The sequence below is a fragment of the Brevibacillus sp. JB24b genome (assembly GCF_051713385.1).
GTDB classification, from domain to species: domain Bacteria; phylum Bacillota; class Bacilli; order Brevibacillales; family Brevibacillaceae; genus Brevibacillus_B; species Brevibacillus_B laterosporus.
Genome location: NZ_JBNVQV010000001.1, coordinates 4,289,644 through 4,303,218, shown reverse-complemented (window position 1 = coordinate 4,303,218; position 13,575 = coordinate 4,289,644). Strand labels below are relative to the sequence as shown.

Genomic DNA, 13,575 nt, shown 5'->3' with positions numbered 1-13,575 from the left:
CAAAAACCCTCTAGCTACCGCTTTACCGGGACTGACTCCATAACGTGAGACAAATCAAAACACCTTCGAAAGAATGCAACCATGTCGTAAGATATGGAAGTAACCTGGAGGTGTTTTTTCTTTGGCAACGAGAGTGAGTTACCCTATGGAAATTAAGATGAAGGCTGTTGAGATGAGATTGGCTGGTATCCCCGTGAAAGAAGTGATGGATCAGCTTTGTATCAAAAACAAAACACAACTTAAAACATGGATGCGATGGTACAGAAATGGCGAGACACATCGTTTTGAGCAGCCTGTAGGTAAACAGTACACGTATGGGAAAGGAGCGGAATTTACATCAGAGTTGGAGAAATTGAAACAAGAAAATAGGTTCTTAAAACAACAACTTAATGTTTTAAAAAAGTACAAGGAGTGGGAAAGGAGGTGTCACCAGAAGTAGTAGTTCAATGGATGAACGAGATAAAGGGAGAAGTATCTACGCAATTAGCATGCCAGTGGCTCGGAATTCCTCGCTCTACGTACTATCGATGGAGAAAACAAGTAGGCGTACAGGTTCTGAATCCTTTGGTTGCCCATATCCGAAGATTGTGTCAGGAACATCGCTTTCGTTATGGATACCGTAAAATCACTGCACTTTTGCGACGAGTGATGCAAATTAATCATAAGCGAGTACAACGAATTATGAGAGAAGAAGGATTGCAATGTCGAGTTAAAGTAAAAAAGCGAAAGAGAATCGGACAACCGATACAGGTTGCGGATCATCTTTTAAAACGGGATTTTCGGGCGAATCATCCGCTACAGAAGCTGGTCACAGACATTACTTACCTGCCTTACGGCGGAAAAATGTTGTACTTATCTAGTATCATGGACTTATACAACGGCGAGATCATCGCCTACAGTAGGAAAGAGGCATTACCATGAGTATGTCCCGGAAGGGAACACCTGCTGATAATGCCCCAATTGAATCGTTTCACGCCTGCCTCAAGTCGGAAACGTTCATCCTCGAAGGGTTAACCTGTACAACGACGGCAATCGTTGAACAGACCGTTCGAGAATATATCTCTTACTATAACTCAATTCGAATTCAAACAAAACTAAACAACCAGTCGCCGGTTGAATTCCGACGACTGGCTACTTAAACGTGTAAGGTGTTTTGATCCCTGTCTTACAAACGGAGGTCAGTCCCCACCTTTGGCTAGAGGGTTCTTTTATTTGGTCTGGCAAACGCCATCAAGCTATGACCAATTCATGGTTTTTACAATATCCATTAAATCTTGCAAGCTCATTCCTTTTGCTGTTGCAATCACATAGAGCTGTTGGGAAGACTTGGTGGTAATAAGGTGAACAGCATGCTGCATTGTGTTTTTTTCTTGAGAATCGAAAGTTACTCCGATTGCTTTATCAGTACCAACATAGAAAATTTGCGGAGAACCCGCAAAGGTCCCTGGAATGGACAAGGTACGTTTTTGCGTGTCATTACGTAGTACCTCTAGCTTAATCTGAGCATCACCATGATGATAGACAGAGGTTTGGGAAGTAACATGCTTACTTGTTTCTGCTTCATAATGAATAGCAACAGAAGCAAGCTTATAATCTGCCTTGACTAAAGCAGCAAGTGGCATATCAGAAGATTGCTTTGCTTTTTCCAAGGAGGTAAAGCTGGAGAAGGTTTGAGGTTTCTCTTTTTCCTTCTCTGCCTCTTGGGTGAACATTTCACTTGTTGCGCCACCAACTGACTCTATCTTATTTTCGTCTACGGAGGGAGTCTCAGTTGCTGTCAAGGAATTATTTGGGCTTGTTACGCCTCCTTGATTCTCAGGGCCCGCTATTGCCATGTCATTCAATTTTTCTAATTGATCAGAGGACAGTGTAGACTCTGAACCAGAATTTTGATCAGCTTTTTTCTCTGTTGCACTAGAAGCTGTTACCGCATGCTCTTTGGACGCTGTTTGCATCGGAGATAGTGAGCGTGAAGCGAGCAGAGAAGACGAAGCTGGCTTATTGTATTGGTCTTGTTGAACGGCTTGTTTACTATTATCATGCATAGCAATTGCTGAGTTTGCGGAAGGTGCTTGCGATTTCTTTGCCTGAGCTACCGCCGTATCTTTGTCACTTTTAGCTTGCTTGGTGTCCTTCTTCTCTGTTGTTCCTTCCGCTTTTTTCAGGCTAGGTGCAGGAGCTTCTAGTAATTTTTCTTGTGATGTAGCTTTTGGATCAGATACTTGCGCATTAGTTTCAGGTGATCCTCCCCCGATAGGAGCTTGCTTGGTGTCAATTTGTGGTGACTGAGCCATATAGGAAGTAGACCCCTCAGGAGTTGGTGCATAAGCTACCTGTGGAGGCTGAATTTGCTCCGTACTGTTACCTGTAAATCCTCCATTTAAAGCTTGAACACCCACAAGTCCCATGACCAAAAGTACACTAGCGGCTCCCAAGACAGGATAGGAAAGGAATCTAAAGCGTTTAGCTTTAGGCTTACTACTTACTTTTGCTTGATCAGTTGCTGCAAGTGGAATGATTCCCGGTTCTGTTTTTTCAGATTGACTAGAACTTCCATGATGTTGAGGAGAGGCATATATCTTATTCATAATACTGTTTTCTAGGTCAATGGAAGGTTGTGGAATCTCTTTTAGGAACAGGTTTTCCTCGCTAGATGACCATTCATTCTCTAGCCAAGCCAAGCATTCATCACAGGTTTCTAAATGGGAAAGAGCGATATCGTCGTCAACAGTGTTAGTCCATTTTGCCTTAAATTCATGGCAATTCATGTACGAGTCCTCCTTCCATTTTCGTTAACACTTTGGCAAATTCTTGCCTTGCTCGTAAATATCGAACTCGTGCTGTAGACTCTGCTACCCCAAGTAGGGAAGCTATTTTATCAAAGGGATATTCGTGCGTACAACGAAGCACAATAACTTCTTTATAGGAGTCAGATAGCAGTTCGAAAGCTTCGGCGATGGTCTTCTGTTGTTCTTTTCGCAAAAGCGATTCTTGTGGTAATTCATTCTGCACTCCTGAAGGGACGAAAGCCAATTGTTCATCCGTATCATGGAACTTCCGGCGCCGGAGAAAGTCAATGGTACGATTCCTTGCTAAAGTATGGAGCCACGTAGATAGTTGACTTTCACCTCGATAGGTGTTCAGCTTTTCGTAGGCTTTGATAAATACCTCTTGGGTCAGGTCTTCAGCGTCAGCCTTGTTATTTACCATCTTATATATGAAGATATAGATCATATGCTGGTATTTTTGAATAATGTCACGAAAAGCTTCGACGTCCCCTTGCAAAACCTGTTGTACAATTTCACTGTCGGTTTGCATCGAAGTATTGCCTCCCTTCACTTCATCTGACGATACGTTGTTTTCAAACGTTTCAGTTGATCTTTTTGATTTTTATCCATAAATATTTCCAATTCTCTTACATGACGAAACAGCATGGATAGTCATAGTAAAAAAGCCGGTGCATGCAAAGTTTCTTTCCCATTCTATCATTTTTTTAGGAAAAAAAACGTTACAAAAACTAGGAAAGGATTGGGACATATCTTACGCTTTACTTTACTACGTTTCCAGATCTGATGTATCTACATCAGGTTCAATAATTTGATAGTGATATCCTTGTTCTAATAGAAACATCTGACGTTTGCTAGAAAACTCCTGCTCACGGGTATCCCGTGACACCAGTGTATAAAAATAGGCTTGGTTGGTTGCCTTGGGACGCAAAATACGACCCAATCGTTGAGCTTCTTCTTGTCTTGAACCAAAAGTGCCTGAGATTTGAATTGCAACATTGGCATCAGGCAAATCTACAGCAAAATTGGCAACTTTAGATATCACTAACTGTTTGATTTCCCCACGCTTAAACATGTCATAATAGCGACCACGGTCTTCTTCAGGTGTTTTACCTGTGATAAGCGGTAATCCAAGTGTATTAGCCACCAATTCTAATTGTTTGATGTACTGACCAATAATTAGGATTTGATCGTCTTTATGCTGCTTCAGCAGTTTTTTTACCCAGTCCACCTTAATGGGATTCTCCGCTGCTAATCGATATTTTTCACGTGTGCCTGAAAAGGCATAGGACTCACGATAGATTGAAGGGAGTGGTAGTCTTACTTCTTTACAGAGGGCTGTTGCGATCCAGCCCTGAGCTTCTAAAGCTTTCCATGGCATTTCGTATTTTTTGGGACCAATCAGTGAGAAGACCTCGTCTTCTTTTCCATCTTCACGTACTAGCGTAGCGGTTAAACCTAATCGGCGTTTGGCTTGAATGCTCGATGTCATCTTGAAAATGGGAGCAGGGAGCATGTGTACTTCGTCATAAATGATTAACCCCCAATTATGATCCGTAAATAAATTCATATGGGGAAACTCTTCTCCACCGCGCAGTCTCGATGTCACCATCTGATAGGTTGTAACTGTAACAGGCCGCACCTCTTTTTGTTCACCAGTATATTCGCCTACCATGTCAGCGGTCAGGGTGGTTTTTGTTGTGATTTCGTTGATCCATTGTCGGACAGATGTCGTACTTGTTGTTAAGATGAGAGTCGCTGTCTCAAAGCGTGCCATGGTACCAATCCCAATGATGGTTTTTCCGGCTCCACAGGGCAAGCACAAAACACCACTGCCACCATAAGCAGTACCTTTGGCATAAAAGGCATCCACGGCGGCTAGTTGATAATCTCGTAATGCAAAAGGAGTTCTTGCATCGTTAGGCACAAGCTTCATTGGGCACGGTTCACCCTCCTGATAGCCAGCTAAATCCTGCACAGGATAGCCAAGCTTAATGAGAGCCTGTTTTACCAGTCCACGTGAGTAAGGCTTCAGTATATACAGACTATCCGAACGTTTTTCTTCTATATAAGGTTGTAGAGATTGGTAGCCCATGACTTCAGTCAAAATAAGAGGGTCAATACTGGTTAATCCGATTTGATCCTCGTATGTATGCATCTGAATCAATCCATATCTCGCAAACGCTCTTTTTACCTCATCTGCGACAGAAGGGGGAAGTCCGTATTTACTGTAACGGCTCAGGGCATCCAGGATTTGTTCTGCTTGTAGCTGACTTGCCGCTGCATTCCACAAAGAAAGTGGAGTTAAACGGTAGGTATGTATATATTCTGGGCTTTTAATGAGCTCAGCAAAGCCACTAATTGCTTGTCTTGCTTCATCAAATAAGGGATTCTCAACTTCTAGTAAAATACTCCGATCACTTTGTACAATTAGTGGTAAATGGGGTTGAAAAGACACGTTCGTCACCTCATAGCGGTATCAATACGCCAATGGTACCATATTTGGGGACGAAAGGGAAAAGCAGGGGAGGGCTCTTATTTTGATTCAAAATCAAGGGCTCAGGTTACAATAAAAGTACCTTTATAGAGATAGGAGGGAAGAATGTGGAATCGGGTAGCATTCTTGGGACAAGCATTAATTTATTGTTTGTTCTGTTTCTTGTTTTCCTAAATGGGTTCTTTGTAGCAACTGAATTCGCCCTGGTAAAAATACGTGAATCTCGAATTACTCAGCTTGTAGCAGAAGGCAATGTAAAGGCTAGATTAGTTGATACATTATTACATCAACTAGATGCTTATTTATCCGCAACCCAATTAGGAATTACACTTGCTTCTTTAGGATTAGGCTGGATTGGAGAGCCAGCGATAGCGCACTTATTGCATCCCATTTTTACATATGCAGGGATAACAGAGCCATGGATGAGTTCGATATCCGTTGTGATTGGATTTTTGATTATTACATTCTTACATATTGTGTTAGGGGAGTTGGCACCTAAGTCATTAGCTATACAGCGGCCTGAACAGATTTCTCTATTTGTAGCACGTCCAATACAAGTGTTTTATAAGGTGATGTATCCCTTTATTAAGCTGTTAAATGGAGCTGCCTCCAAAATCTTACGTTTGTTTGGTATTGAACCTGTATCGGAGCATGAAGCGGCACATACAGAGGAAGAAATTCGTATCTTGGTCAATGAAAGCCACAAAAGTGGATTGATTGATAACACCGAATTGATGCTAGTAGATAATATCTTTGAATTCTCGGAAACGACAGCCCGCGAAATCATGGTACCTCGAACAGATATGGTTGTGCTCGATATTAGGGACAGCTTTGAGGATAATTTGGATATCGTGAGTACAGGTAGATTTACCCGTTATCCCGTGGTAAATGGGGATAAAGATCATGTGGTTGGAATTTTGCATATCAAAGATATTTTAACCTATGCTTTAAAGGAAATAGAGAAGGAACGTCATTTAACCGATTTATTACGCCCTGCTTTATCTGTACCAGAGACCATTTCTATCAGTCAATTATTAACCATGTTGCAAAAACAACGGAGTCAAGTAGCTATATTAATTGATGAATATGGTGGTACAGCTGGATTACTTACACTCGAAGACATTGTGGAAGAGATTGTAGGAGACATTCAGGATGAATTTGATGATGAGCGTCCTGAGATCGAGCAATTTAAACAAAAGGAGGAAAGTATCGTTTCTTTTGATGGTCGTATGTTGCTTGAAGAAGTGAATGCTTATCTTAATATACAGCTAGACACCACAGAAGTAGATACAATTGCTGGCTGGATTTACACCAAAATTACCCATCCTCCAACTTTAGGCATGAAAGTATCAGAGGGGGAGTATGAATTCGAAGTTGGAGAAGTGAACCATTTGCGTATTACGCGTGTTTTTGTTAAGAAGCTGATAAAAGAAAACGCGGAAACATAAGCCACCTAGTAAGTCCCTGCATAGGATATCAAATAGACATGATATTCGTGGAGGGGCTTTTGTGTATAAGATCATTTCATTTCCCAAAACGCTTGGTTATAGTATTTGTGCAAAAAAATTGGCGGAAAATCAATCCATTATGCCCTCAGTTAGGCATTGTGCATCGGTTGGTTGTTTATTAGTAGCGCAGGATGAATTTGAAAAGTTAACAAAATTAATTGGCCAAGAAGGATATACGGTATCAAATGAAGTACAGGTGCGTTTACACAGCCAGGATAGACAGGATGAAATTCCATGGGGTGTAGAGCATATGGGGGCTCCTGCCCTGTGGCATGTAACACAGGGCAAGGGAATCAAAGTTGCCGTCATTGATACTGGTATCTCACATTCTCACCCAGATTTGAAGGGACAGGTAAAGGGAAAAGTATCAGTGATAAGTGGAGCAGGACGGAACAATCTGGGAGGTCACGGTACGCATGTGGCAGGGACCATAGCGGCTGTAGCTAATAATCGTGGTATTGTTGGCATTGCCCCACAGGTTGATCTGTACGATGTGCAAGCGTTTGGAGCGGATGGAACAGCTAACATCAGTGACATCATAGCTGGACTGAATTGGGCTATCGAGCAGAAGGTAGATATTATTAACATGAGCTTTGGAACGAGTGAAGATCATCCTGCTTTCCATCAAGCTTTACGTGTAGCCTCCAAGAATGGAATCAAGCTCGTAGCATCCGCAGGTAATAATGGTGGTGGATTAGAGTATCCCGCTGCCTATCGTGAGGTAATTGCGGTAGGGGCGATCAATCAACAGGCAAAATTGGCTGAATTTAGCGCAAGAGGCAGAGGATTGAACACAGTTGCCCCTGGTGTTGGCATTAAATCGACCTGGCTCAATAAAGAGTATCGTACGTTGGATGGTACTTCTATGGCAGCTGCTCATATTTCGGGATTATATGCACTACGTCTAGCACAACAGCGTAGTAGAGCCACGAATCGTTTTAATAAACAGGCGAATAATCGTAGAAATAAACGAACAAATATACAGGAAGAAGCGATTGAAAAAAATCATGAAAAAAATCATGTAAAGAAACATGAAAAGAAACATGAAAAGAAATCTGAAAAGAAACATGAAAAGGATCGAAAAAATATCGAAGAGAATAACCCTGCACATAACCGTCGAAACAGATTCAACCTTCTTTCTTTATTTAAAAGACGCTGACATGCAACGAAGGGATGACAAAGTGAATGCATTATGCGCTTGATTATTATGTAAAAACAGCTCCTTCTTATCAAACAGCAACTTCTATTTTTAAAGATGAATGGATTAGCATCTTTCCAGCAGAATATCAGGTTGATGGGGGCTTTGCCCCCTTATTTGAAGATGATCGTGCCATCTGGGCGATTGATAAGTTGGGAGGAGTAGCAGGTAAATCGGTACTGGAATTAGGCCCGATGGAGGGGGCACATAGCTATCTGCTGGAAAAAAAGGCGGATGCCGCTAGTATTCTGGGAATTGAAGCAAATACCAAGTGCTTTTTGCGTTGTTTGGTAACAAAAGAAGTAACTAATCTGCAACGTGCACGCTATCTATGTGGGGATTTTGTAGAATTTTTAAAACAGACAGATCAAACTTTTGATGTTTGTTTCGCCTCTGGTGTCTTATATCATATGGTCAATCCGATTATGGTACTGGGATTGCTAAAGGAACGATGCAAGCAAATGTACTTATGGACGCATTATTTTGATGAAAATATCCTACAGCACTCGGTTGATTATCGTCTGCGATTTAGCGGGAGCCAATCAGCTTCAGAGTATGGCTTTGCCCACACGTTATATCAACATAATTATTTGCAAGCACTGGATAGTAACCTGTTTATTGGTGGAACACTCCCCTTTAGCAATTGGTTGAGTAGACAGGATTTACTTGCAGGTCTGCAGCATGTTGGATTCCAAATAGACGCAATTAGCTTTGATGATCCGAGCTATCCTAACGGTCCGGCTCTTGCCATAGTTGCAAGTGTTCGAGAGTAACTAACTGAATGATCAATTCAAATAGATAACCGGGGAACACAGCATAACTCCTATGATAGTAAGGCATCATACGAGGGGGCTTGCTTTCTCGGTTTTTTCGGCTTTTTATCTGAATGGAGCAGGGAGGAGAGGTGAAACTTTCCAATCGATTTGATACAATTACAAGATCAGATGGATAAAGGAGATTGGTATCATGCGTATTCTACTTACAAACGACGATGGCATCGAAGCGTTAGGTATACGAACCCTTGCGGAAGCCCTTCTTCCTTTACAGGACCTTGAAATTTATGTGGTTGCTCCGAGCGAAGAGAGAAGCGGAGTGGGTCACGGTGTTACATTTCGTGAAGCATTAGCGCCTGCACCGCATGATTTTTATGGTTTACCAGTAAAGGCCTGGAGCGTAAATGGAAATCCTGCTGATTGTGTTAAGGCGGCATATTACCTGCTATTTAAAGATCAAGAGCGTCCAGACCTTGTGTTATCCGGAATTAACGTAGGTGCTAATTTAGGAAAAGATGTTTACTATTCAGGTACATGTAGTGCAGCTCGAGAAGCTGTAATTCTAGGCATACCAGCTGTTGCTTTGTCCTATGATAATTATCATAATCCAGCAAGTTTTGGTGAAGTAGGAAATATTATTGAACCCCTGCTAAAACAATTTATGGAACAAACCAAACAAAAACAAATGCCACAGAAAGTGTTCTGGAATGTAAATGTTCCTGATTTGCCCCAAAGCCAAGTTAAAGGAATAATCCCAGCTGTTCTAGCGTTTGATTTTTATCACGACGTGTACAGTCCATCAGAATCGGGTTATTTTCTGGGAAGGGAGTATCCTGATCAATTGGAAAACCAAGGTACGGAGGAGGATTTTCAGTTGTTAAAAAAAGGATATACGACTGTTACACCTATTCATATCGATTCCACTGATCGAAAGTTACTGGAGAAAATGAAAGAGTGGCCACTCTTAAAAAAATAACCTAAGGGGAGAGTAACAAATGGCGGAAATGCAAATGCAACCCTTACTTTCTTTCCCTGGACCGTCTCCTGATGCTCATACATCAGGGGAGGTTCTCTCTACAGATGCTTACGCTTTCTTGTACCAAATCGTGAACGATGAAGGCTATCCCTGTTTCGGACGATTAAATGACCAAGGTGTAGCTGAGATTTACCTGGTATTTGAAGATATTGATGCTTTTAGTCAAGCCGTGGAGGGACTTAGTACGGTCGAGTTTCGTACGTATGAGGAGCAATTGCTTCTGATCGTATGGACAAAATATGAGAAAAGTGCCCCACTTGGTTTCCCTCTTTCGTTTATTCCACATGTACCTGCTGAACGCACTTGGCTTCATGCATTGTTAGAGCAGCCCAATCTGGAGCTGTTTTTTTTAGCAAGGGAACAAGGCATGCTAGTTCACATCTTCACGGAAATACTTACCCTTGCCTCTAATGAAAGATCGGGTGTTACTCAAATGCTACAGGAGTTGGAAGAGCGTACTCACATGCCGATTGTGTTAGCAGGCTCAGATGAACAAGCAGGCAAGAATGAGATAGTCTCTAAATCTGCGCTGGAATTACCAGATGATCTCTTGTTACAACCTGGAGAAGCATATGATTTTCTCTATCAAATCCATGTGCAAAAGCATCAGGATAAAGCGGAGCATGTCTTAATGGAGAGCTTGTATCAAGCACTACACATGCTAAATAGACATCCAATCAGTCGTATTCGAGAAGCGGATCTTCTTGTCTGGGTCTTTGGGGATGAGCAAAGGTTCTCGATCTATACAAGCCCTTCACTACGTAACATGTATCCGACTCAGCAGGATGATCCGTTTTTGGAATTATTTCGTCGGTTTACGGCTTTTCAAAACATTCGAGGAATATCTCCAATAAAGGAAGGAGCGTTTCCGATTTTTCAACGAAAAGCGGGATGTTTTTACCACTTGGAATTAAATGATGAGATGCAAAGCAAGCTTGCTCGACTTTTTTCTCATATGGACAAGAAAAGCGTAAATCCATTTGTCTAAACATACAGAAAACTAGACATGTTTCAACAAAGGATTAGACATGCCAAAATGCGAAAAGGAGTATAGATAAAAAGTGATGGGGGTGTAGGTAGTGAATTCTTCCCAACAAGGCAGTATCGCACTTATTTCTCAATCCTTTCAAGGTCTACAAAAAGAGGTAGAGCAGGTTGCTCAATCATTGTCTCTTCGCACGGAAGGAGGAGTACGACTTTCTATGCAGGGAGAGGCGTTTGCAAACACCTTTTGTGCTGACTTTACTCTTTGGGATTTGGCAGGTGTCATTACGCTAAAAAGCAAACCAGGTAGATACGGGATGAATCGTGACAATAACCAAGATATTCCACTGATCATGAGGTTTTCATTTACTTACAACTCACCCAGGGATGCAGAAACTATTAAACAAAGAATCAACGAATATTTTTCGTACGAAGCAGAAGTTCACTGGAATGTTGCTTCGACGGAGCAAACGAAGCAGATGGATTTAGCGGTTCATTTCGAATATCAACCGCAACATGATATTGTAGCTGCATATATTCGCTATGTATTGGGCATGATAACGGGACGAAATACGGCTGCCTAAGTGTGGCTGGAAAAAGGACGCTCTATGAGAGGGTCCTCTTTTTTACTGATGGGGATGAGAAAGGACTGAATATCTATTGGTAAAACGCCTATTTATAGCCTTACATGTTCCGACCGATGTAATTTCTTATATTGAAGCTGCCCAGCTACAGGTGAAGCAGGAGCTTAGTGCCGATCGATGGCAGCCTTTACATAACTTACATTTAACCTTGCATTTTCTGGGGGATGTTGATGAACAAAAAATTCCAGAGCTTACGAAGGATATCCAGATTGTTAGTTCAATTATCCGTCCCTTTTCTTTGTCCATTGATCATTTTGGTTCGTTCCCTCAAGCAGGAAAGCCACGAGTATTGTGGTTGGGACTGCAAGGGAATATAGAGTCTTTGCAACAGATGCATCTCCTTTTGGGGAAACGCTTAGACCGTCATCAAAACATACAGTTTGACAAACGATCGTATGAGCCTCATGTAACCATAGCACGCAAGCCAAAATTACATGAAGAGCGGTCCCTCCCGTTAGCCGATTGGTCGCACCGGTTTTTACCCCATCCAAAACCTAGCTGGAGGGTAGAAGGAATTACCTTATTTCAGTCGGAATTACGACCAGAGGGGGCTATTCATACTCCGCTATTCACTAGTTTATTAGGCGAAACAACGAACTTATAGAAAAAAACGCCGTTTTGCCGTTCAAATTTGCTCACCATCTGAATAAACTTAGTAAAACAGAAGATCGCGAATGAATGCGATCACCATGATGAGATGTCAGATGCTGAGAAAGCGGTGGAAATTCAAAATGAGTGAGTTTACTACCGGGGTATTATATCCAAGACGATACGAAAACAAACTGATTAAACAACTACCTGATTCAAAACAACCATATTTTCATAAGCGGTTAAATGATGAATGGAATGTGTTTTTTCTGGAAGATGAGTGGGTACAGACAGCGGAAACTCTTCAATATTTATTGGATTTATCCAAACTCGGAGTGGCTCTGTTGTGGTTTCATGATGCGGAGGACAGTGGTTGGGGGTTCCGTTTATTTGATGGCGGCTACGAGGTATCGTCTGCTACGATTAGCTATATTTTAGATATGGAATTGGCGGAAATGGAAATGAAGCGGAGATATCCAAGTATAATAGATCCAGATGACTATATGAAAGAAGAAGAGCTACGCAAGGAATATGATGAACTAATTGATACAATTATTACCTCACAGATATATCGCCAGGAAGTGCAGAAGGGATTATCTCGCTGTAAGCCACAGCTGTTCCGTTCCTTTTTGCCTCCCAAGCAGATTCAGCAACTCCATTCTTTGTTTGACCTCAACATTCTAGTCGAAATTGATAATGAAACGGGTAGTAGTCTACTGTATGATTCAGTGGATTTGTTTAAGGAAATCTTAGGGATTGAGGAAATGATGTGGGTTAATTATTCGTATTTAGCAAGCGGTGGAAGAGATAGTGGGCTGGCATGATGTTGCGTAAAAAAATTGATATGAAGATCATAACCTACCCAGTAAAAAGTAAGGAGCAGAGGCTTTGCCAAGCAATGATGCGGGCAAGGTCTTTGTTGCGTTCATTTTGTACATATTAAAGCCTACATTTGTTTCGGAAAGCGGTCGCAGATATTATTCTGATTAGGATTTAATTACAGTCACTCAACAACTATGGCGACTCATTTTGATATACACAAATGAGCCGCCGATAATCGCTTACGCCTCTGATGTAACAGGCTGAATCCATTGGGCAAAAATAGTAGGGAGATCAAGTAAGAGGAGCAGACGCTCTCCTTCTTGTGCAATGCCTGCTAAATTGGAGCCATCTAATCCTGCAACAACTGGTGGAGCCGTTTTTATGGAAGAAGGCGCAATTTTGGCTACTTCTGATACGCCATCCACAACAATACCTGCTTCAAATCCGTCTATCTTAAGAACGATAAAGCGGCTCTCCTCCGTAAGCTCAATGGATGGTAGTCCAAACATTTTGCGGATTTGCAAGATAGCAAGGATATTTCCACGCAGATTGATGACACCTTCTACGTACTCAGGTGATTTAGGAACATTTGTAATAGGCATAGGCTTAACAATCTCCAAGACATTCTCCAACGGAAAACCAAACGTTTCATTACCCATGGTAAATAAAATATAAGAAAGGGCCTCGACTTCGCTCTGCGATTGGTTGAGGCCTAGCTGATTTTGATTTAATTCCATGA

Annotated in this window: 12 protein-coding genes and 1 pseudogene; 9 read left to right on the top strand and 4 right to left on the bottom strand. The window is 41.7% G+C overall.

Features of this window, described 5'->3' with window-relative positions; genetic code table 11:
* Window positions 1-121: 121 nt before the first annotated feature.
* A pseudogene (locus ACQV1I_RS20050) lies at window positions 122-1,139 on the top strand (IS3 family transposase).
* Window positions 1,140-1,235: 96 nt separating this feature from the next.
* On the opposite strand, the gene ACQV1I_RS20045 reads toward ACQV1I_RS20050, so the two are convergent.
* The 3 genes from ACQV1I_RS20045 to ACQV1I_RS20035 all read right to left on the bottom strand — a co-directional run bounded on the left by ACQV1I_RS20045 (window position 1,236) and on the right by ACQV1I_RS20035 (window position 5,244).
* Window positions 1,236-2,768, bottom strand: coding sequence for a hypothetical protein (locus ACQV1I_RS20045; RefSeq protein ID WP_116334240.1), 1,533 nt, complete (start codon window positions 2,766-2,768; stop codon window positions 1,236-1,238).
* Window positions 2,755-3,318 (bottom strand): RNA polymerase sigma factor, encoded by a 564-nt coding sequence (locus ACQV1I_RS20040; protein ID WP_094701119.1) that lies wholly within the window; start codon window positions 3,316-3,318, stop codon window positions 2,755-2,757. Before ACQV1I_RS20040 ends, ACQV1I_RS20045 begins: the two co-directional genes overlap by 14 nt.
* Window positions 3,319-3,555: 237 nt before the next feature.
* Window positions 3,556-5,244: a DNA repair helicase XPB gene (locus tag ACQV1I_RS20035; RefSeq protein ID WP_116334239.1), complete on the bottom strand. Its 1,689-nt coding sequence runs from the start codon at window positions 5,242-5,244 to the stop codon at window positions 3,556-3,558.
* A 146-nt stretch (window positions 5,245-5,390) separates the two neighbouring features.
* On the opposite strand from ACQV1I_RS20035, the gene ACQV1I_RS20030 reads away from it, so the two are divergent.
* From ACQV1I_RS20030 to ACQV1I_RS19995, 8 genes are all read left to right on the top strand, one after another.
* On the top strand, window positions 5,391-6,731 hold the full coding sequence (locus ACQV1I_RS20030) for a hemolysin family protein (RefSeq protein ID WP_116334238.1): 1,341 nt from the start codon (window positions 5,391-5,393) through the stop codon (window positions 6,729-6,731).
* 61 nt (window positions 6,732-6,792) lie between these two features.
* On the top strand, window positions 6,793-7,950 hold the full coding sequence (locus tag ACQV1I_RS20025) for a S8 family peptidase (RefSeq protein ID WP_116334237.1): 1,158 nt from the start codon (window positions 6,793-6,795) through the stop codon (window positions 7,948-7,950).
* 26 nt (window positions 7,951-7,976) lie between these two features.
* Complete coding sequence (locus ACQV1I_RS20020; RefSeq protein WP_116334236.1) at window positions 7,977-8,762, top strand: class I SAM-dependent methyltransferase; 786 nt, start codon at window positions 7,977-7,979, stop codon at window positions 8,760-8,762.
* Between the two features lie 193 nt (window positions 8,763-8,955).
* On the top strand, window positions 8,956-9,738 hold the full coding sequence (surE, locus tag ACQV1I_RS20015) for a 5'/3'-nucleotidase SurE (RefSeq protein ID WP_094701124.1): 783 nt from the start codon (window positions 8,956-8,958) through the stop codon (window positions 9,736-9,738).
* A gap of 19 nt (window positions 9,739-9,757) precedes the next feature.
* Window positions 9,758-10,786: a hypothetical protein gene (locus tag ACQV1I_RS20010; protein ID WP_094701125.1), complete on the top strand. Its 1,029-nt coding sequence runs from the start codon at window positions 9,758-9,760 to the stop codon at window positions 10,784-10,786.
* A 91-nt stretch (window positions 10,787-10,877) separates the two neighbouring features.
* Window positions 10,878-11,366 (top strand): hypothetical protein, encoded by a 489-nt coding sequence (locus tag ACQV1I_RS20005; protein WP_094701126.1) that lies wholly within the window; start codon window positions 10,878-10,880, stop codon window positions 11,364-11,366.
* A gap of 76 nt (window positions 11,367-11,442) precedes the next feature.
* A complete protein-coding gene (thpR, locus tag ACQV1I_RS20000; protein ID WP_116334235.1) occupies window positions 11,443-12,030 on the top strand; it encodes an RNA 2',3'-cyclic phosphodiesterase in 588 nt (195 codons plus the stop codon).
* 127 nt (window positions 12,031-12,157) lie between these two features.
* Window positions 12,158-12,838, top strand: coding sequence for a hypothetical protein (locus ACQV1I_RS19995; RefSeq protein ID WP_018673149.1), 681 nt, complete (start codon window positions 12,158-12,160; stop codon window positions 12,836-12,838).
* Between the two features lie 237 nt (window positions 12,839-13,075).
* Here ACQV1I_RS19995 and ACQV1I_RS19990 read toward each other — a convergent pair whose 3' ends face one another.
* Entirely contained in the window at window positions 13,076-13,573 is a 498-nt protein-coding gene (locus tag ACQV1I_RS19990; RefSeq protein WP_116334234.1) for a chemotaxis protein CheW, read from the bottom strand.
* Between the last annotated feature and the right edge of the window lie 2 nt (window positions 13,574-13,575).